The 20,003-nt window shown below is 62.0% G+C and carries 18 protein-coding genes; 5 read left to right on the forward strand and 13 right to left on the reverse strand.

Annotated elements, in window-relative coordinates; translation table 11 throughout:
• Positions 1 to 73: 73 nt before the first annotated feature.
• From NKH67_RS14030 to NKH67_RS14060, 7 genes are all read right to left on the reverse strand, one after another.
• Positions 74 to 298 (reverse strand): aa3-type cytochrome c oxidase subunit IV, encoded by a 225-nt coding sequence (locus NKH67_RS14030; protein ID WP_254816044.1) that lies wholly within the window; start codon positions 296 to 298, stop codon positions 74 to 76.
• A gap of 173 nt (positions 299 to 471) precedes the next feature.
• On the reverse strand, positions 472 to 621 hold the full coding sequence (locus NKH67_RS14035) for a DUF3096 domain-containing protein (protein WP_352469885.1): 150 nt from the start codon (positions 619 to 621) through the stop codon (positions 472 to 474).
• Positions 622 to 740: 119 nt separating this feature from the next.
• Complete coding sequence (locus tag NKH67_RS14040; protein WP_352469883.1) at positions 741 to 1,523, reverse strand: N-acyl amino acid synthase FeeM domain-containing protein; 783 nt, start codon at positions 1,521 to 1,523, stop codon at positions 741 to 743.
• 150 nt (positions 1,524 to 1,673) lie between these two features.
• Complete coding sequence (locus NKH67_RS14045; protein WP_352452207.1) at positions 1,674 to 3,995, reverse strand: putative bifunctional diguanylate cyclase/phosphodiesterase; 2,322 nt, start codon at positions 3,993 to 3,995, stop codon at positions 1,674 to 1,676.
• Positions 3,996 to 4,147: 152 nt separating this feature from the next.
• Positions 4,148 to 7,627, reverse strand: coding sequence for an indolepyruvate ferredoxin oxidoreductase family protein (locus NKH67_RS14050; RefSeq protein ID WP_352681494.1), 3,480 nt, complete (start codon positions 7,625 to 7,627; stop codon positions 4,148 to 4,150).
• Between the two features lie 225 nt (positions 7,628 to 7,852).
• Positions 7,853 to 8,383 carry a hypothetical protein gene (locus tag NKH67_RS14055; RefSeq protein WP_352452209.1) on the reverse strand — a complete coding sequence of 177 codons (531 nt, stop codon included), beginning with the start codon at positions 8,381 to 8,383 and terminating at the stop codon, positions 7,853 to 7,855.
• The gene (locus NKH67_RS14060; RefSeq protein ID WP_352681496.1) at positions 8,376 to 8,984 is read right to left on the reverse strand and encodes a CGNR zinc finger domain-containing protein; all 609 of its coding nucleotides are present in this window, start codon (positions 8,982 to 8,984) and stop codon (positions 8,376 to 8,378) included. The genes NKH67_RS14055 and NKH67_RS14060 overlap by 8 nt, the downstream gene beginning before the upstream one ends.
• Before the next feature lie 141 nt (positions 8,985 to 9,125).
• Here NKH67_RS14060 and NKH67_RS14065 point away from each other — a divergent pair, with 141 nt between their 5' ends.
• The 4 genes from NKH67_RS14065 to NKH67_RS14080 all read left to right on the forward strand — a co-directional run bounded on the left by NKH67_RS14065 (position 9,126) and on the right by NKH67_RS14080 (position 13,637).
• Positions 9,126 to 10,031: a branched-chain amino acid ABC transporter permease gene (locus tag NKH67_RS14065; protein ID WP_352469880.1), complete on the forward strand. Its 906-nt coding sequence runs from the start codon at positions 9,126 to 9,128 to the stop codon at positions 10,029 to 10,031.
• A gap of 204 nt (positions 10,032 to 10,235) precedes the next feature.
• Positions 10,236 to 10,820 (forward strand): TRAP transporter small permease subunit, encoded by a 585-nt coding sequence (locus NKH67_RS14070; protein ID WP_023676252.1) that lies wholly within the window; start codon positions 10,236 to 10,238, stop codon positions 10,818 to 10,820.
• Complete coding sequence (locus tag NKH67_RS14075) at positions 10,820 to 12,598, forward strand: TRAP transporter large permease (RefSeq protein WP_352540496.1); 1,779 nt, start codon at positions 10,820 to 10,822, stop codon at positions 12,596 to 12,598. Before NKH67_RS14070 ends, NKH67_RS14075 begins: the two co-directional genes overlap by 1 nt.
• A gap of 16 nt (positions 12,599 to 12,614) precedes the next feature.
• Entirely contained in the window at positions 12,615 to 13,637 is a 1,023-nt protein-coding gene (locus tag NKH67_RS14080) for a zinc-dependent alcohol dehydrogenase family protein (RefSeq protein WP_352540377.1), read from the forward strand.
• A gap of 65 nt (positions 13,638 to 13,702) precedes the next feature.
• Here the strand turns inward: NKH67_RS14080 and NKH67_RS14085 are convergent, their stop codons facing one another.
• Positions 13,703 to 14,812 (reverse strand): TRAP transporter substrate-binding protein, encoded by a 1,110-nt coding sequence (locus NKH67_RS14085; protein ID WP_353031166.1) that lies wholly within the window; start codon positions 14,810 to 14,812, stop codon positions 13,703 to 13,705.
• A 284-nt stretch (positions 14,813 to 15,096) separates the two neighbouring features.
• Between NKH67_RS14085 and NKH67_RS14090 the strand changes: the two genes are divergently transcribed.
• Positions 15,097 to 15,870 (forward strand): gamma-glutamyl-gamma-aminobutyrate hydrolase family protein, encoded by a 774-nt coding sequence (locus NKH67_RS14090; RefSeq protein WP_352469877.1) that lies wholly within the window; start codon positions 15,097 to 15,099, stop codon positions 15,868 to 15,870.
• Between the two features lie 14 nt (positions 15,871 to 15,884).
• Here NKH67_RS14090 and NKH67_RS14095 read toward each other — a convergent pair whose 3' ends face one another.
• The 5 genes from NKH67_RS14095 to NKH67_RS14115 form a co-directional block, all read right to left on the reverse strand.
• Positions 15,885 to 16,280 carry a hypothetical protein gene (locus NKH67_RS14095; protein ID WP_352681502.1) on the reverse strand — a complete coding sequence of 132 codons (396 nt, stop codon included), beginning with the start codon at positions 16,278 to 16,280 and terminating at the stop codon, positions 15,885 to 15,887.
• Between the two features lie 154 nt (positions 16,281 to 16,434).
• Complete coding sequence (locus NKH67_RS14100) at positions 16,435 to 17,415, reverse strand: 2-hydroxyacid dehydrogenase (RefSeq protein ID WP_352818653.1); 981 nt, start codon at positions 17,413 to 17,415, stop codon at positions 16,435 to 16,437.
• A complete protein-coding gene (locus NKH67_RS14105; RefSeq protein WP_352540495.1) occupies positions 17,412 to 18,434 on the reverse strand; it encodes a LacI family DNA-binding transcriptional regulator in 1,023 nt (340 codons plus the stop codon). The genes NKH67_RS14100 and NKH67_RS14105 overlap by 4 nt, the downstream gene beginning before the upstream one ends.
• A gap of 68 nt (positions 18,435 to 18,502) precedes the next feature.
• Positions 18,503 to 19,387, reverse strand: a complete 885-nt coding sequence (locus NKH67_RS14110) for a DMT family transporter (RefSeq protein ID WP_353031169.1) — start codon at positions 19,385 to 19,387, stop codon at positions 18,503 to 18,505.
• 197 nt (positions 19,388 to 19,584) lie between these two features.
• Positions 19,585 to 19,992 (reverse strand): DUF2000 family protein, encoded by a 408-nt coding sequence (locus NKH67_RS14115; RefSeq protein ID WP_352818660.1) that lies wholly within the window; start codon positions 19,990 to 19,992, stop codon positions 19,585 to 19,587.
• Positions 19,993 to 20,003 lie beyond the last annotated feature (11 nt).

Here is a 20,003-nt window from a genome sequence, read left to right on the forward strand (position 1 = left end):
CCTTTCGGCCGGAACCCTGTTACCGCAAGACACCGACCGACCCCGGCGGCGCCTTCGACAAAGGTTGGAGGAGTTATCGGAGGATAAAGGCGCCGATGGCCAGGATCAGCACGAAGAGGATAGTCGCCGAGAAGAAGCCGCCCACAAAGAAGCCGAACGCCATGGCAAGAAGCACGGCGGCGCAAAATAGCGACCCATATTTGGCCAGCATCACAAAGCCGGCATAGGTGCGGTCGTGCTCGGCATAGTCCATCTTCGCGCCCAGTTCGACAGGACCGGTCGGCGTGTGTTCAGCCATTGGAATACCCCTTCGAAGACATCTTTCAGGCACATAGCGAAAAGCCGCGTTAAGGGCAATGGCGCTATTGCCGCATCGCCGCAGCCAACAATCTCAAGTAAAACTTGAAATCGCTGCGCGGAGCGCGGCGATACCAATCACAATGGATGGCAGGTCCGCTATTGCCGATGCCGTTAGCCGGCGAGATGCGGGAACAGCCCGAGCAGGCCGACAACGATCAGATAAAGGGCGACGATATAATTGAGCAGCCGCGGCATCACCAGGATCAGCACGCCTGCGATCAGGGCGATGAGCGGGGTGAGGGCGAGCGTGGAAATGGTCATGTCGGTTCCTTTGATCGGATGGCTATCGAAGCGATGCTTGGTGGATGCCGGCCATGCCGACCTACCACCAGCACCCTTGCCCAGAACGCCGAAGCGACCGGAAGGCTCCATGGGCTCGTTCAGGCGGCTTCGCGAAAATACTTGGCGGTGGGCAGGATGGTCAGCGGGGCGAGTTCGCCGGCACCGGGCGTATCGAACAACATGCGCTGCTCCATTGGCGTCGAACGGAAGAACGGAAAGCGAGCGTAGGTTTCATTCTTGATCGCCAGGACATCGGCTTGATAAAGCAGCGCGAAACAGTTGATCACGCCGGCATAGGGCCGCGCATCGCCAATCGGTCGCGCCCGATAGATGCGCTTGTAGAAAGCCGCATGGTCCTCGCGGATCATGGATATGCAATAAGGCGCGCCGAAATGGAAGCAAGCCATGCCCGCAAGGCGCAGCGTCACATACGGGATCTGCGGGTAAAGCCGTGACCATTCGGCGTCCACGGCAAAACGGCTCGGATCGATAAAGACTTCGCCGGCCGCCAGACGCGGCATCAACAAGTCCTTGTAGACGCTGAGTGCTGGTGATGTGGCGTTATCAGCAGACACGTTATGCAGGCGCATTGTGCTGACCAGCCGCCCCTCGATATAGATTCCGAACGTATGGCAATTGGGCAGTTCGTCAAACTCGTCATGGACCTGACGGGACGCATTCTCGGGCACCAGATCGTTCATCCGATAGGAATTGTAGCGCAGCCTGTAAATGTTTTCGAAGTCCTCGCCGCTTTCACAGCGTCGGTACTCCGTCCGGTCAAGCAGCGCATAAACATGTTGCGCGAAGCTGGACATGGTCTCGGACGCATCTTTCCCACCAGCGCCCGCCGCATGGCCGAGCGAACTCAACTGGGCACACATGAACTCTATTCCCCGCGATTACCGCCACCAGCCGACACTACGGACGGGTCATGAGATGTAAAGATGAAAATAAGTAGGAGCTCGTTTACCGCCCGTTAAGGTTAACAATTAATAAAATTATACTAAAATACGCAGGTTTTCAGCGCGAAGTCAGCGCCGCGGCGCCTTCCTTGCCGTCTGGATGTCCTTGGCAAAGGGCCAGACGGTGCTCGACATCGTCTCGATGCCGGACGCGCTGAGTGCCGACCCGAACAGAAAGCCCTGGACCAGGTCCGGCTTGACCTGCAATGCCAGGATCTTGAGCTGTTCGAAGGTCTCGACACCTTCGACGGTAACCGAAAGTCCCAGCGGCCGTGACAGGTTGACGATGCCCTTGAGCAATTCGAGCGACCGGCTGTTCTGAGTGACATCCATCAGGAACGAGCGGTCGATCTTGATTTTGTCGAGCGGCAGTTTGTGGAGATAGCTGAGGCTCGAATACCCGGTACCGAAATCGTCGAGCGCAATGCGCACGCCGAGCCGCTTCAACTCCTCGATATATTGGCGTGTCAGCGACTTGTCGTCGAGCAGCGCCGTCTCGGTGACCTCAATCTCCAGACGTCCGGCGGAGAGACCGGATTCAGCCAGCGCGTCGCGAACCTTCTGGATGACATCACGGTTGCGGAAATCCTTGGCCGAGAGATTGACCGACACGCTGGTCTGGGCCGGCCATTTGGCGCATTCCGTGCAGGCCGCATGCAGGACGAAGGTGCTGATGTCGGAAATAATCCCCATTTCCTCCGCCAGCGGAATAAAGATACCGGGGGAAATCGGCCCGAGATCGGGATGATCCCAGCGGCACAGCGCTTCGCAACTGGCGATACGCATCGTGCTCATCGCGACGATCGGCTGATAGACCACCCGCAATTCGTTGTTTTCCACGGCGCTGCGCAGGTCCGCCTTCATCAGCTGACGGCTGCGGAAGGCAGCATCCATGGAGGCCTCGAACAGCCGCCAACCGTTCTTGCCAAGCTCCTTGGCCTTGTAGAGTGCAAGGTCGGCTTTGACGATCATGGCGTCAACGTCGGTATCCTTGACCCGCGACAGCACCGCGCCGCCGGAGGCCTGGATGCGTAATCCGTGGCCGGCGACATCGACCTCGCCCTGTAGATTGACAAAGATCTCGTCAACCTGGCCGGTCAGGTGGCTTTCATCCTCGATGCGCTCGAAGAAGATCATGAACTCGTCGCCGCCGAAGCGGCTGACGGTGATGCCTGGCCCAGCGACTGCCGCCAGCCGCTCGGCAACGGCGTAGATCAATCCGTCGCCGACCGGATGGCCGAGCGTGTCGTTGACACTCTTGAAATCATCGAGATCGAGCACCACCAGCCCGCAGAGACGCTCGGGATCCCCTGAGGCCATGGCTTCCACCACCAACTCGTGGAAGTAGGCGCGGTTGGGCAGGCCGGTGAGACTGTCGTAGCGCGCCATGAAGCGGATCTTGTCTTCCGCCTCGACCCGGGCGGTCACATCCTCGAAAGTGACGACGCCCAGTTCCTGGCTGCCTTCGCGCGCCGAAAATTCATAGTGCTGGCCGTTGGTGAGCGAGACCAGGACCTTGCGGTCGCGGCCCTCGCGCAACGCACGCGTCAGCTGGGCTTCGATGTAACGGCAATCTTTCGGCGCCAGCATGCCGCCTGCAGCGCCGCGCATCAGCAGACCGTGGATCGAGCGGCCTAGCAGCGCATCGGCCGATTTGAGCGACATCAGGTGCGCGGCTTCGGCATTGGCCACCGCCACCCGGCCGTCGGGACCAAGCATGACAAGGCCATGCGACATGGTGTTGAGCGCGCGGTTGAAACGCTGCGCGATGCGGTTCGCCTTCTTTTCCTCCGACAGGGCGGTAAACAGGACTTCGCGGACGATGTCGGCGAACCGTTTGATCGCAAACAGAAAAGGGGCCGACATCAGACCGAGGATGATGTGGTAGATATCGCCGCGCAGGATAAAGCCAAGCGATATGGGCCATGTGGTGGTTATGATAAAAATCATGACCATCCGCGGCGACCCATAATTGCGGCCGGCAATCGACGTGACCGATGCCAGAGTGACGCAGACAGAGGCTATTTCGGCATAGTTGTCGTGGCTGTCATTTGCCAGATAGATACTGACGAAACAGAACGCGCCAAGCATGAAACCATGCATCGAACCGAAAATTATGTAATCGTTTTCGCGATCATGGGCTTCTTCCCACGTCGTCGGGGAAGGAAGTCGCCCGTATTTTCGGATGTTGCGAAGGCGCAGAGTACCGACAATGATGAGCCCAGCGGCAACTAGAAGATACGCCAAGTCCATGGTCTTCCAATAGACCAGAATGACGAGGAGTGTCTGCGCAACAAGGCCGATCGACAGCGTGAACCCGTCGCGAAACAGCGTTTCCACGAACGGAATGTAAACGTCGACCGGAATCTCGTTTTTTCGTCTCAGATTCACGCCTGGATCCCAACCCTGGGGAACCCAGCAGTGTCACATTGGCCTTAAGAAAGGTTTAGAGCGGCGTTTCGAACCCTGCCAACATCCATTGGTGACGCGGCGGAAGCAGGGAAACTACCGTTCAGGTAAACAAGGCGTATCACAGCGCTGAATTATTCGGCGGCTTGAAGTTGCGGCCGCAGCGGCGCCGTCGAGAGGCGGTCGAGCAGACGCTGGCGTTCGCCGGCGGCTTTTTCGGCACTGGCCTGCTTGACGTGGCCAAAGCCGCGGATGAGCGCCGGTACCGAAACAAGCGCGGCAGCAACCTCGATCTTGCCCGGCGCCAGCGCGCCGGCGACAAGTTCCAGGTCGGCTTCATAGAGGGCGAGAAGCTGCCGCTCCATACGCCTCTCGGCGCTGTAGCCGAACAGGTCGAAAACGGTGCCGCGCAGGCCCTTCATTGCCGCCAGCAGGCGGAACGCGTTCATCATCCACGGGCCAAAGCTCGATTTCTTCGGCTTCCCGTCACTGCCGCGCCTGCCCATGATCGGCGGTGCGAGATGGAATTCAAGCTTGCCGTAGCTCTGGAACTGCTTTGCGAGCTCTGCGGCAAAGGAGCCGTCCGTATAAAGCCGCGCCACCTCGTATTCGTCCTTGATCGCCATCAGCTTGAACAGGTTCTTTGCGGCAGCCTCGGTCACCACGGTCGACCCGGGCACAGCATTGGTTTCGGCCTTGCGCAGCGCCGCCAGTCTGTCGGCATAGCGCTTGCCATAGGCGGCGTTCTGGTAGGCGGTCAGGAAGCCGACGCGGCGAGCAATGATATCGTCCAGCGTCTCGGCAATGGCGGCATGCTGCGTGGCCTTGCCCGGCTGGGCGAGAAGGCTGCGGACGAAATCCGGCTGGTGGGCGGCGCGGCGGCCCCAGCGAAATGCCGCGACATTCATCGCTACCGCCTCGCCGTTGAGCTCGATCGCCTTCTCGACCGCCTCCGTCGACAGCGGCAAGCCGCCATGCTGGAAGGCGAATCCGAGCATGAACATGTTGGCACCAAGCGAGCTGCCGAACAGGGCAGTGGCGGTGCGGGTAGCGTCGAAGAAATGCGTCCTGTCGTCGCCCGCGGCCGTTCTTATCGCCTTCTTCAGCCGCTCGACGGGCAGCGAGAAATCGGCCGAACGGGCGAACTCGCCCGGCATGATCTCGGCAGTGTTGGCGAGGAAGATGGTATGGCCTTCGCGCACCGCGGCCAACACCTTCTTGGCACCTGAAACGACGAGATCGCAGCCGAGCACGAGATCGGCCTTGCCGGCCGATACCCGAATGGCGTGGATGTCGTCCGGCGTGCGGGCGATGCGGACATGGGTGAACACCGAGCCGCCCTTCTGGGCGAGGCCGGCCATGTCGATCATGCCGCAGCCCTTGCCTTCCAGGTGCGCGGCCATGCCCAGCACCGCGCCTATGGTGACGACGCCGGTGCCGCCGACACCGTCGATGATCGCCGCCCAGCCTTGTTCACCGAGCGCAAATTGCGCCGGCGCCGGCACCCCCGCGAGCGGGTCGGCCGCGCCGGCTATGCCTTCGGCTTTCCTGATTTTGGCGCCGTGAACGGTGACGAAGGAGGGGCAGAAACCGTTGACGCAAGAGAAGTCCTTGTTGCAGCTCGACTGGTCGATCTTGCGCTTGCGGCCGAATTCGGTCTCGACCGGCTGGATCGAGACGCAATTCGACTGCACGCCGCAATCGCCGCAGCCTTCGCAGACCAGCTCGTTGATGAAGATACGCTTGTCCGGATCGGGGAAGGTGCCGCGCTTGCGGCGGCGACGCTTCTCGGCGGCGCAGGTCTGGTCGTAGAGCAGCACCGAGACGCCTTTGACCGAACGCAACTCGCGCTGGACGAGATCGAGGTCGTCGCGGTGATGGATGGTGGCGCCGGCGGGAAATTCCACCTTGCCGGTATACTTGTCCGGCTCGTCGGTGACGATGGCGATGCGCTCCACGCCCTCGGCGCGCACCTGCCTTGCGATCATGTCTACCGTCAGGCCGCCCTCGTGCGGCTGCCCACCGGTCATCGCGACGGCGTCATTGTAGAGGATCTTGTAGGTGATGTTGGCGTCGGTCGACAGCGCGAAGCGTATCGCCAGCACACCCGAGTGGTTGTAAGTGCCATCGCCCAGATTCTGGAAGATGTGCTCGCGCTTCGAGAACGGCGCCTGGCCGACCCACTGCGCGCCCTCGCCGCCCATGGCGGTGAAGCCGACGGTGTTGCGGTCCATCCACAGCGCCATGAAATGACAGCCGATTCCGGCGGCGGCGAGCGAGCCGTCCGGCACCTTGGTCGAGGAATTGTGTGGGCAGCCGGAGCAGAAGAAGGGCGTGCGCGAGGCGATGTCTGACGTGTCGGCCAGCATCGCCTGGAACTGGCGCAATTTCGCAACCCGCGCGGCGATTTCTTCCGACGGGCCGATCGTTCGCAAAATCCTCTCGCCGAGCGCGATGGCAATATCGTTGGGGTCGAGCGCGCCCTTGGCCGGGAACAGCCAGTCGCCGGTCTCGTCCTTCTTGCCGACGATGACCGGCTGCGTCGCGGTGCCGTAAAGGTTCTCGCGCAGTTGCACCTCGATCAGCGAGCGTTTCTCCTCGACGACGACGATGGTATCGAGGCCGCGAGCAAAGTCGGCGATGTGTTGCAGGTCGAGCGGCCACGGGCAGCCGACCTTGAACAGCCTGATACCGATACGACTGGCGGCCGCTTCGTCGACGCCGATATCCTCCAGCGCCTGGCGAACATCGAGATAACTCTTGCCGATGGTGACGATGCCAAGCTTGGCGCTGGTGCCGCCCGAATAGACGATCCGATTCAGCCCATTGGCGTGGATGAACGCAGAAGCGGCGGCGCGCTTGTATTCATGCAACCGCTCCTCCTGGCCGAGCATGTCGATCTCGTTACGGATGTTGAGGCCGCCGGGCGGCATGTCGAAGTCCGGAATGACGATATCTAGCCGGTCAAGCGCGGCATCGACCGAGGCTGTCGATTCGATGTTGTCCTTGACGCATTTGATCGCCGCCCAGGTGCCGGCAAAACGCGACATGGCAAAGCCGTAAAGGCCGTAGTCGATGATCTCCTGGACGCCGGCCGGATTAAGGATCGGCACCATGTTGTCGACGAACAGGAACTCGGTGGCATGCGCGTTGGTCGAGGATTCGGCCATGTGGTCGTCGCCCATCAGAGCCAGCACGCCGCCATGTTTCGACGACCCGGCGAGATTGGCGTGGCGGAACACGTCGCCGGAGCGGTCGACGCCCGGACCCTTGCCGTACCAGACCGAAAAAACGCCGTCATGGGTACCCTCGCCCAGCAATTCGGCCTGCTGCGAGCCCCAGCAGGCGGTGGCGGCGAGCTCCTCGTTGAGACCGGGCTGGAAGACGATGTCCGACTGCGCGAGCTGGTTCCTGGCCTTCCACAGCTGCATGTCGAGGCCGCCGAGCGGCGAGCCGCGATAGCCGGAGACGAAACCGGCGGTGTTCAGGCCAGCCCGGCGGTCGCGCTCGCGCTGCATCAGAAGCATGCGGATGACTGCCTGGGCACCCGACAGGAAGATGCGCTCCTTTGCCAGGTCGAACTTGTCGTCGAGCGCGACATTGTGCAGCGTCATCAGGCATTTCCTGTGCGGAGGCCGCGCCTGGAGGTGCGCGGCCAACGTCGGAGTCGAGTGCCCACAGTCTTTCTTCCCTTGCCGGGGAGGTCAAACAAAATCGAAGGTGCCAGGCGGTCCGCAACAAACGATCCGTGCGCGGCCGTGTGGCGCCACGAAACGCCTGTCGGGGAGGATGGCCGAGCATGAAAAATTCCGGCGGCGGTCAGTGCCGCTGGTGATGCATCATGCAGCCTTTGGGCAACTGGGCTTCGGTTCACCGGGCAGCTTGCCGTCGACATGGCCGGCCAGGTCCTTGTTGAGCTCGTAGACTGGCCCGACCACCAGAGGCCGGTCGGGCAGGACCGACTGGTCGAGTGAGGACGTCAGAGTGGTCGCGAAACTCTGCAGCAACTTGCCGCTGGAATCCTCGATGCGGATCGACACCGCATAGGGCTTGTCCTTGACAACGCAGGTAAGCGGCGGGCTGGTGAGCGTCACATGCGGCAGCTTCGGCCATATTTTCTGGGTGACGATGATCGGATCACCGCCGGCCGGGTTCTGGAAGGAGACCACAGCGACCTGCCCCTCACCCACCGGCCGCAGCGGATTGAGAGTGATGACATAGGTGGCGATACCCAGCCGGTAGTTGAACTCGAACAGCTTCCCGGAAATGGCGAACAACTGGTCCTTGCCGGAATCACGGCAGGCGCCGAGCGCGGCCGCCGCGAACAACGCCGCGACGACAATCATCGCGCGTGAGAATCTTCTAGACATTGGTGACCTCCCTGGCCGCGGTCCGGCGGCGATAGTGTCGGTTTGCCTTCTGGCGGTTGCCGCACACCGCCATGTCGCACCAGAGGCGGCTGGAATTCCGGCTTTTGTCGACAAACAGCCAGCTGCAGTTCGGACATATCCTCAGCCTGGCGATGGTGTCGCTACACAGCAGCGACAGCGCCGAGACCGCAAGCGCGGCCTCGAAGGCAATCGGCGTCGCCGGATCACCGAACGGTTTTCCAGGCGTGCCGATTTCGGTGCGGCTATGAGCGAGGCCATCGGCGCAGGCTTCCAAGAATTTCGGCATATCGCCGGTCGCGATCGCACCTTTCGATACCGCGCCGCGAAACAGCCGATCGGTCGTCTCCCGGATCGACAGCACCACCGGTGCGATCTTTTCAGGCGCCGGCGCTACGAGCCGCCTGCCACCGAGCTCGGCGGCGCGAAAGGCACTCGCGGCTTCGGCAAAGCGGGCGATCTCGGCCGGATCGTCGAAACGGTCGAAAGTTTTCTCCGGATCGTTCCGCAAAACGACGGTGTTCGCCGTATCGAGCGCCAGCATGCCACCGGTAAAGCGGTGCGGAGTCCAGGATACTGTCATATGGCGAAATCTAACTGATAACTCGCGTTTGACAAGTTAGATTCCGGGTGCAACGCTCGTCACTGAGGCGATCGCCGTACTGAGAATATCGTTCGTCCCAAACCTCTGCCCCGATTGCGGGGCATGCATAGAGGGTCTTGCATGCTCTATTTCTTCCAGCAGGTTCTGAACGGGCTGCATTCGGGCGCGCTCTACGCATTGCTTGCATTCGGCTACGTGCTGACCAACGGCATCCTGCACCGTACCAATCTTGCCTATGGCGCGCTGTTCGCCTTTTGCGGGCATACGATGATCCTCACTGCGGCGTTCGGCTATCAGGCCCTGTGGTTAACGCTGTTTGCATCGGTCGCGCTCGGCGTAGCTGCGGCATTCCTTTATGCGGCGCTGCTCAGCCATGTCCTGTCGCGAAGTATCTTCGAACCGCTGGCCGACCGCTCGCCCAACGCCATCGTGGTGACGACGCTCGGCATATTGCTGGTCTTGTCGGAAGCCAGCCGCATCGCCGCCGATACCCATGACCTATGGTTGCCGCCAATGCTGGCCCAGACCATCGTCTTCGCGCAGAATGCCAGCTTCAAGGCGACGTTGACGCTGATCCAATTGCTCGATTGCGCCGCCGTACTGGCGGCCATAGCGCTGGCTGCCTGGGGCTTCGCATATTCGAGCTTCGGCCGGAGCTGGCGCGCCGTATCCGACGATCCCAAGGCGGCTGCGATGTGCGGCGTCGATGTTCGTGCGGTGTTTCGGCACGCGGTGCTTTTCGGCGGCCTTTGCGCGGCACTGGCCGGCGTGCTCGCCGCCTTCTACTACGGTAACATCAGCTTCGGCACAGGGTTGGTCTACGGGTTGAAGATCCTGTTCGTGACCGCAGTGGGCGGCTATCTCTCGCCTTTGCGGGCGGCACTGGGTGCCGCCGCTTTCGGCATGGCCGAATCGCTATGGGCCGGCTATTTCCCGCTCGAATGGCGGGACGGCTGGATGTACCTGTTCCTCGTCGCCATGCTTGTGCTGATCGGCGCCGGCCGCGACCAACAGAAGATCGCCTGAGCCGCACCCGACTTTGCTTGGATGAAAGCGCCGCATGTCCTTGGACATGCAAAGGACGCGGCAGCATTTTGCCGCCCGTCATCTCACAACTGTGTTTATGCGGGCTATCCCGTGTTGACCAGCCGGACCACGCACTGCATACCGTTGGTCCACAGCGACACGACGGACAGGGAACCGCCGCGCTCTGACACAAGGGAGGAATGCATGGCAGGGCTTCTCGCTCTTTCCAGAACCATTGACCGTTTGAACGAATTCATCGGCAAATGGGTTTCGTGGCTGATCCTGCTGGCGATCCTGGTAAGCGCCGCCAACGCCGTCATCCGCAAGGTGTTCGACATGTCCTCGAACGCCTGGCTGGAATTGCAATGGTATCTGTTCGGCGCCGCCTTCATGCTGGCCGCCGCCTACACGCTGAAGCAGAACGACCATATCCGCATCGATATCGTCTACGGCATGTTCTCGCGCCGCGTGCAGCACTGGATCGACCTTTTCGGTCACGTCTTCTTCCTGATGCCGTTCGTGACGTTGATGGTGGTCTATTTCGTTCCCTATGTGTCGCTGTCGTATCGCAGCGGGGAGATGTCGAACAATTCCGGCGGGCTGATCATCTGGCCGGCGAAGGCGATTTTGCTGGTCGGCTTTTTTCTGCTCGCGCTGCAGGGCATTTCCGAAATCATCAAGAAAATCGCCATCATGCGCGGTCAGATGGACGATCCCACTCCGTTCATATCGGTGCATGAGCAGGCCGAGCTCGAAGCCAAGGCGCTCGTCGAAGAGGTGCGCTCGTGATCGAGTTCATCGCCCAGAACATGGCGCCGATCATGTTCGCCTCGCTGGTCGTCTTCCTGCTGATCGGCTATCCCGTCGCCTTCTCGCTCGCCGCCAACGGCCTGATGTTCTTCTTCATCGGCGTGCTTCTGTCGCCCTATTCGGGCGGCTCGATCAATCTCGCCTGGCCGTTGCTGCACGCGTTGCCGGATAATTTCTACGGCAGCCGGGTGATGTCGAACGATACGCTACTGGCGATCCCGTTCTTCACGTTCATGGGCATCGTGCTCGAACGATCCGGCATGGCCGAAGACCTGCTCGACACGATCGGCCAGTTGTTCGGACCGGTCCGTGGTGGCCTCGCCTATGCCGTGATTTTCGTCGGCGCGCTGCTCGCCGCGACGACCGGCGTGGTGGCGGCCTCCGTCATTGCCATGGGTCTGATTTCGCTGCCGATCATGCTGCGCTACGGCTACGACCGGCGGCTGGCATCCGGCGTCATTGCCGCGTCCGGGACGCTCGCCCAGATCATCCCGCCGTCACTGGTGCTGATCGTCCTGGCCGACCAGCTCGGCCGCTCGGTCGGCGATATGTACAAGGGGGCGCTGATCCCCGGGCTCATTTTGACCGGCATCTACATGCTCTACATCCTGCTCATGTCGATCTTTCGGCCGAAGTCGATGCCGGCACTGCCGCTGGAGGCCCGCACGCTCGGCCACGGTGTGCTGTCGCTGCTGGCGGCGCTGCTGGCGGCGGTGGTTGTTTCCTATGCGGCGTATCGCTACCTCGCACCGAACCATGGCGGCAACGCCGATATCCTCGGCGCCACTACTGGCGTCATCTTCATCTATGTCGTGGCGATCGTCGACCAGCGCCTGAAGATCAACCTAATGTCCAGACTGGCACAGCAGGTGATCATCGTGCTGATCCCGCCGCTGGCGCTGATCTTCCTGGTGCTGGGCACCATCTTCCTTGGCATCGCCACGCCGACGGAAGGCGGCGCCATGGGCGCCGTCGGCGCGCTGGCAATGGCGGCGATGAAGGGGCGGCTGTCGCTCGACGTGGTCAAGCAGGCGCTGGCCTCGACGACCAGGCTGTCGTCCTTCGTTCTGTTTATCCTGATCGGCGCGCGGGTGTTCTCGCTGACCTTCTACGGCGTCAATGGCCACATCTGGGTCGAGCACCTGTTGACATCGCTGCCGGGCGGTGAAGTCGGTTTCCTGATTGGCGTCAACATCCTCGTCTTCGTGCTCGCCTTCTTCCTCGACTTTTTCGAGCTTGCCTTCATCATCGTGCCGCTTTTGGCGCCAGCGGCTGACAAACTCGGCATCGACCTGATCTGGTTTGGCGTGCTTTTGGGCGTCAACATGCAGACCTCCTTCATGCATCCGCCCTTCGGCTTCGCGCTGTTTTATCTGCGCTCGGTCGCCGCGCGCGTGCCCTATCTCGACCGACTCACCGGCAAGCAGATCGCGCCCGTCACCACAGGGCAGATCTATTGGGGCGCAGTGCCCTTCGTCTGCATCCAGGTGATCATGATCGGCCTGACCATCGCCTTCCCGCAGATGGTGATGCACTACAAAGGCACTGTCGTCGATCCTGGCACCATCAACTACCAGGTGCCGGAAACGCCTGGCATCGGCTTGTCGCCGCTTGGCACGCCGCCGGCCAACGGCGGCACTGCCCCGGCCTCACCTTCCCCACCGGATTTGTCGCAGCCGCCGAGCTTCGACGAAAAGCCGCCCGCGAAACCGGCGGCGCCGGCAATCGATCTGTCGCAACCACCGAGTTTCAACTGAGGAAGGCCCGGCAGCCATGAAGGCGGTTCGGTTGGAGCGAGTGGGCAGCCTCGCCGTGTGCGAGGTCGAGAAACCGACCGCCGGGCCGAACGATCTGCTGGTGCGCATCGAGGCGTGCGGCGTCTGCGGCACCGACAGGCATCTTTTCCATGGTGAATTCCCGTGCACGCCGCCGGTGACGCTCGGGCATGAATTCTCCGGCATCGTCGAGGCGGTCGGACCTGCCGTATCCGGCTTTTCCGTCGGCGACCGCGTCACCGGCGATCCCAACATTGCCTGTGGCCGATGCGAGCATTGTCAGGCCGGCCGGGTCAATCTCTGCGGCAATCTACGCGCCATCGGCATCCATCGCGATGGCGGCTTTGCCGAATATCTTGTCCTGCCCCAGAAACAGGCCTTCGTCTTGCCAGGCGATCTGAAGCCTACGCATGGTGCTTTCTGCGAGCCGCTCGGCTGCTGCCTGCATGGCGTGGACCTTGCCGCGATCAAACCAGGCTCGTCGGTCGCGGTGCTCGGCGGCGGCGTGATCGGCCTGCTCACCGTTCAACTGGCAAAGCTCGCCGGTGCGACGACCATTATCTTGTCGACCCGTCAGGCCTCGCGGCGGGCTCTTGCCGAGCAATTTGGCGCAACGGCGACGCTCGATCCCAGCGCCTTCGATGTCATCGATGCGATCGTCGGCCGGTCGGGTTTGATGCCGGGCGGCGTCGACGTGGTGTTCGAATGCGCCGGCGTGAAAGACACTGTTGAGCAGGCGATGCGGCTGGCCAAAGCGGGCGGCACCGTCGTCGTCGTCGGCGTGATGCCGCAAGGCATGAAAGTGGCGTTCGAACCGTTCGATCTGCTGTTCCGTGAGTTGAAGGTCCTGGGTTCCTTCCTCAACCCCTTTACCCATCGCCGGGCCGCCAATCTTATCGCCTCGGGGACGATCGAAGTAGATCGGCTGATATCACGACAGGTCAGCCTCGACGAGGCGGTGGCGATCATTGCCAACCCGCCGGCGCCAGGCGAGGTCAAGGTCGTGGTGGTGCCCGACTGATCGCAAATGAATGCGCTACGGCGCCAGTGTTCCGAAAGGAACACTGGCGCCGCGAAGCAACAGGATCAGAGCTTGGCATTGCGCTGCTGGACCATCATGAAGGTGTCATAGTTGTACTCGGCCACCTGCGCCCAGAGATAATGCTCCTTGCGGAACGCCTTGATCGAATCCCAGATCTTCTTGAACGGCGCATTCGAGGCTTCCATCTCGGCATAGACTTCGTTGGCCTTTTCGAAACAGGCGGCCATGATCTCCTGGCTGAACGGGCTCAACTTGGCACCGCCGGCAACCAGCCGCTTAACCGCCGCCGGATTGAGATAGTCGTATTTCTGCAGCATGTTGGCGTCGGCCGCTTGAGCGGCAGTATGCACCAGCGACTTGTAAGCCGGCGAAAGTTCGTCGTATTTCGCCTTGTTGAACATCAGATGGACGGTCGGTCCACCTTCCCACCAGCCGGGATAGTAGTAATAGGGCGCAACCTTATAGAAGCCGAGCTTCTCGTCGTCGTAAGGGCCGACCCATTCGGCGGCGTCGATCGTGCCTTTTTCCAACGCCGGATAAATGTCGCCACCGGCGATCTGCTGCGGAACCACCCCGAGCCTTTGCACCACTTTGCCGGCAAAACCACCGATACGCATCTTGAGGCCGGAAAGGTCGGCGACCGTTTTGATCTCCTTGCGGAACCAGCCACCCATCTGCACGCCGGTATTGCCGCCCGGCAGCCCGAACAGACCTTGCGTCGCCAGGAACTCGTTGAACAGATCGATGCCGCCGCCATGATAGTGCCAGGCGTTGATGCCGCGCGCGTTGAGCGAAAACGGAACCGCCGCTCCCAGCGCCCACGTCGGGTCCTTGCCCCAGTAATAGTATGCCACGGTATGGCAGGCCTCGACCGTGCCGGCTGTGGTGGCATCGGCGGCCTGCAGGCCGGGAACGAGTTCGCCGGAGGCGAAGACCTGGACCTGGAAGTTGCCGTCGGTCGCGTCCGACAGCATCTTGGAAAACACTTCGGCGCCGCCATAGATCGTATCGAGCGACTTCGGGAAGGACGACGCCAGTCGCCAGGTCACTTTCGGATTGGACTGGGCGATGGCCGGCGCAGCAAGTGTCGCGGCAGCGGCCGCAGCGCCGAAACCGGTGGTGCCGGCCTTGCGGATGAACGAACGACGATCCATGAAGTTCCTCCCTTTTGGATCCACTGACCGACATTCGGGACACTTCGGCGCCCGGATCGGCTTCGAGCCGACAATACACAGGCAAGGAGTCGAGTCCAGCACGGCAGCCCGGTTTGAGTGGCGCATTTCGGGGAAATTCACGGCGTTGGGGCAGATCTTGCAACTATAGTCTAAGGTCGATTAACTGGCCTACGCGACACGCCGAAACTTGCCATGGAAATGCGCCTTCGGATCGCCTATTTTGCAGGCAGATAATTCGTTGCACCCGATGGGATCCAGACCAAATGCACCAGCCGCTCGTCGCCGTATCGACCGATGTCCGCCAGTTCGACAATTACACCTGGCATGCCGCGCCACAGCAATATCTCGAAGCGGCGCTTTCGGGTGCAGGCGTGTTCCCGCTGCTGGTACCGTCCTTCGGCGACCGGCTCGACTTCGACGAACTGCTTTCCGCCGTCGACGGCGTCATGGTCACCGGCTCCAAATCGAACGTTCATCCCTCGCTCTATGGCGGTGACGCCAGCGAAGCCAATGGTCCTTACGACTCCGCCCGCGACGCGACGACGTTGCCGCTGATCCGCCGGGCGGTGGAGCGCGGGGTGCCATTGCTCGCCATCTGCCGCGGCATCCAGGAGATGAATGTGGCGCTGGGTGGCACGTTGGCCACCGAAATCCAGGAACGCGCCGGTTCGCTCGATCATCGTGCGCCGGCAAGCGACAATCAGGACGAACGCTTCGCCATCCGCCAGAGCGTGGCGATAAAACCCGGCAGCTGCCTGGCCGGTGTCTTCGGCGCCGGCGACATCATGGTCAATTCGGTGCATCGCCAGGCCATCGACCGGCTTGGCCCAAAGCTGCAGGTCGAAGCGGTCGCCGCCGACGGCACTGTCGAGGCGGTTTCGGTGCGCGATGCACGGGCTTTCGCCGTCGGCGTCCAGTGGCACCCCGAGTACTGGGTCAAATCGGACAGCATCTCGGTAAAGATATTTCGCGCATTCGGCGATGCGGTGCGCCTGCATCAGGCGGCGAAATCGGGTGCGCGCGCAGCCGCGGAATAGTCCTGCCGCGCTCGCTAGTTCCCGACCGACGCCAGCGTCAGCAGCGGCAGCGCCGGCGCGTAGGATTCGTAACCATCGCCGTCGGCGACTGAGAACATGACGATCGGATCGGTGCCGTTGGCGCTGAAGGTGACCGTGCCGTCATCCTGCTCTCGCCAGAACTTCGCCTGCTCGATGCCGGGCAACACCCGGCGGCAATTTGCTGCGACCGTCAACAGCGACAGGCCTTGCGAAATCTCGGCGCCGCGGCTGACCGCACAAGACCCCTCGTCGCCATGGACTACCAGCCTGTAGTTGCCGGATGAAGGTGGTGACTCACTGGCTGCACGGCTTTCACCGCTACCGGCGTAAAACAGCTGGGCGCTGCCGAACAGCACAGCGACTGCCATCAATGCAGGAAGCGTCTTCATCCTGGTTCTCCGCGCATTTCAAGCGCGCCGGTTCGAAGAGATCAGGGAGGCGCGCTTCATCTTGCTGTCATGTCCTGTCAGGCGGACATACACTGCGAAGGGATCAGAATGATTCCGAAGGGTTAAGCTGAAGTTAATAGATATGGCAGCCCGCTTACGGCCTTGCCTTGACATTTGCCGTCTCCGGCACCGGCGTCAGCGCCTTGCGCTGCGAAAACCACGAGACCAGATTGTCGACGCAAAGGTTGGCCATGGCGCGGCGCGTATGCTCGGACGCCGAGCCGACATGCGGCAAAAGCGAGGTGTTGGGCGCGGCAAGCAACGCCGCTGGCACATTCGGCTCGTCGGCAAAGACGTCTAGCCCGGCAGCGGCGATGCTGCCGCTGGCAAGTGCGGCGGCAAGGGCTGGTTCGTCGACCGTGCTGCCCCGGCCGATATTGACGAAGACGCCGTTCGGCCCCAGAGCCGAGAGGATTTCGGCATTGACGGCCTTTTCCGTCGAGGCCCCGCCGGGCGCCACCGAGATCAGTGTGTCGACCGCCTCGGCGAGACCTTTCAGCGTCGGGTGATAGTCATAGGACAGGCCTTCGACGCGGCGCCGGTTGTGATAGGCGATGGGCAGTCCGAAAGCATCGAGCCGCCGGGCAATGGCGAGGCCGATGCGGCCCATGCCGAAGATGCCGACATGGCGACCGCGCAAAGTCAGCCGGCTCAGCGGATAGTTGCCGTTGCGCAGCCAGCTTCCGTCGCGTAGCCAGGCCTCGGCGCGCGGCAGTTCGCGGACGGCATTGATCAACAGGCCGAGCGCCGTATCGGCGACCTCTTCGGTCAGCACATCCGGTGTGTTGGTGACCATGATGCCGCGCCGTGCGGCGTGGCGGATATCGACCGAATCATAGCCGACGCCGAAATTGGCGATAATCTCGAGCTTTGGCAGCGCGTCCATCAACGCGGCGCTTATGCCGCCAAAGGCGGCTATGCCGCGCACCGTATGACGCATCTCGTCGGTGACCAGCGACGGATCGGCGCGTTCGATCCGGACGCGGCTGAACGCCCCGTCGATGCGGCCGACCGCATGGTCGTTGAACTGGCCCGGCACCAGAATGGTAACAGCTTGCTGTTCGGTTTTTGTCATGCACGTTCCACCGGTTTGCCGGTCGACTGGCGCACATGCAGTTCCGGCTTGATCAGTTCCTGCGACGGCCGCACCGTCTGTCCGTTGAGTTTGTCGAGCAGCGCGCTGGCGGCGCGGCGGCCAACCTCGCGCTGGCCGTTCCACACGGTAGTCAGCGCCGGCGTGGCGATCGCCGCTTCCTCGAGATCGTCATAGCCGGTAACCGAGATGTCGATGCCCGGCACCAGCCCGGCGCGGGCAATGCCATTCATCAGACCGATGGCGACGAGGTCGTTCCAGCAGCAGGCCGCGGTCGGCCTGTCCTTCAGCGCCAGGAACTGCCCGGCCGCCTCGAAGCCGGCCTGCTTGGTGCGCGGGCCGGGGATGCGCCAGGACGGCCTGACCTCAAGCCCTGCCGCCTCCATGGCGTTGACATATCCCTGATAGCGGTCGCGGCCGGTCGACGTCTGGTCGGTACCGCCGATCATGGCGATGCGCTTGTGGCCAAGCGAGATCAGATGGTTGGTGGCAAGCCCGGTGCCATAGGCGTCGTCGCCGCGAAACACCGGCACGTCGGCACCTTCGACGGTGCGTGCAATCAGCACTGCCGGGAGACCGTTCTCCTCGGCCAAGATTATGTCTTCGGGCGGCGTGCCGATGGCCGGCGACATGATGACCCCGTCAGCGCCAAGCTGCAGAAGCGTGTCTATGAAAGTGCGTTGTTTCTCGAGCTGGTCGTAGTGGTTCGACAGGATGAAGGTTTGCCGGCTGCGGTCGAGCTCGCTCTCTATCGAACGCAATATCTCGGCAAAGAACGGGTTCATGATGTCGTGGACGACGACGCCGACTATGCCCGAGCGCGAGGTGCGCAGGCTGGCGGCGCGGCGGTTGTAGATATAGCCGATGGCGCGTGCATGTTCCTTGATGCGATCGCGGGTGCCGCCGGCGACCAGCGGGCTGTCGCGCAAGGCCAGCGAGACCGTGGCCGTGGACACGCCGAGCGCATCCGCGATGGTCGAAAGCTTGATCTTCTGTGCCAGCGCCCTGCGCTCCCGAAGCAATTTAAACTGTTTAAAGGCCGGCTCTTATGCCATCGATTCCGAGCAAATCAAAGTTTTTTTGCCAGCGCTTCCGCCTCCGCGCCCAGCGTTGCGCGGTTGCGCAAGCGGAGCCGGTGCTCGCGGTGAACGATGTAGAGGCCGCTGGCGACGATGACTGTGGCACCGACCAGCGTCCAGCGATCGGGAAACTGGTTGAAGACGATCAGGCCGCAGATGATCATCCAGATCATCTGCGAATAGGGATAGGGAGCCAGGGCCGTGGTGGTGGCAAGGCGATAGGCCTGCACAAGAAGCCAATGACCGATGGCGCCGAAGACGCCAAGCATCAGCAATATGAACCAGTGCCAGCCATCCTGCGGCAGCGAAGGCGAAAACGGCAGTGTCGGCAGCAGCAGCACGGCCGGCGCCAGCGCCGAAAACAGGATCAGGCTTTCCGAGGTTTCCGTAGCCGACATGCGGCGCGTCATGATGACGTAGAAACTGTTCGATAGCATCGAGCCGAGCGCAAAGAGATGGCCGACGCCAAAAACGCCGACGCCCGGCCGGGTGATGATGAGGACGCCGACAAAGCCGCTCATGATGGCCAGCCAGCGCCGCCAGCCAGCCCATTCGCCGAGCAACGGACCGGCAAGCGCGGTGATCACCATCGGGCCGAAGAAGTAGATCGAGGTGGTTTCCGCCAGTTGCAGCGTCCGCAGCGCCAGAATGTTGAACATCGTCGATCCGAACAGGAGCAGACCGCGCGTGATGTGCGCCGGCAGGTTGGCGGGACGAAAGCGCAGCGGCTCGCGCCATCCGCGCAGAAAGACGCCGACGATCAGCACATGGACCGCGAAGCGGGTCCAGGCGACGATCAGCGCCGAGACGCCGGCCAGCACAAGGTACTTGCTGCTGGTGTCGAGGAAGGTGAAAAACACATAGACGGAAAGCATGCACACGATCGCCGCCGGCGATGTCGCGCTTTCGTCTTGTCTTGGGGGAGCATTCAATTTCAGGCCGGACGGGAAGCAAGGCAGTCCCTCACCAATGCGGCAATTGTCGCCTGCGGGCAAGCCAAAACAGGCTGGCACAACGACAGCCGCCGGCAGGCTCAGTTTGTTTCCCAGTGGCCGACCTAGTGGCCGACGACTCAGGCGTGCATGCGGGCGCCCTTGGTGATCTTGTCGACGAGCTTCTTTTCGGCGCGAAGCGCGATGCCGACCACCTTGGCATGCTCCGGCGCAAATTCGGCAAAGACGGCGCGGTTGGCCAGATCATACCCGGTCGAAAACATTTCCTCGACATAGAGCGAAACCGTCACACCACGCTCCAGCGCCCGCCGCTGGATCGCGCCGAGCGTCTGGCCGTCCGCCGAAAGCACGATAACCGGCTGGATCGACAGCGGGTTGTAGATATTGCCGGCGCGATCACGGTAGGGGTCGCCGATAATGTCGGGAAATTGCGCGACGATGCCGCTGGTCAGAAAGGCGGTGACATTGAGCTTTTGCCAGACGGGAAGATCATCCTTGAGCACGATTGCAAATTTCGTATCGAACATGCGACAGTTTC

The sequence above is a fragment of the Mesorhizobium sp. M0968 genome, assembly GCF_040319065.1.
GTDB lineage: Bacteria > Pseudomonadota > Alphaproteobacteria > Rhizobiales > Rhizobiaceae > Mesorhizobium.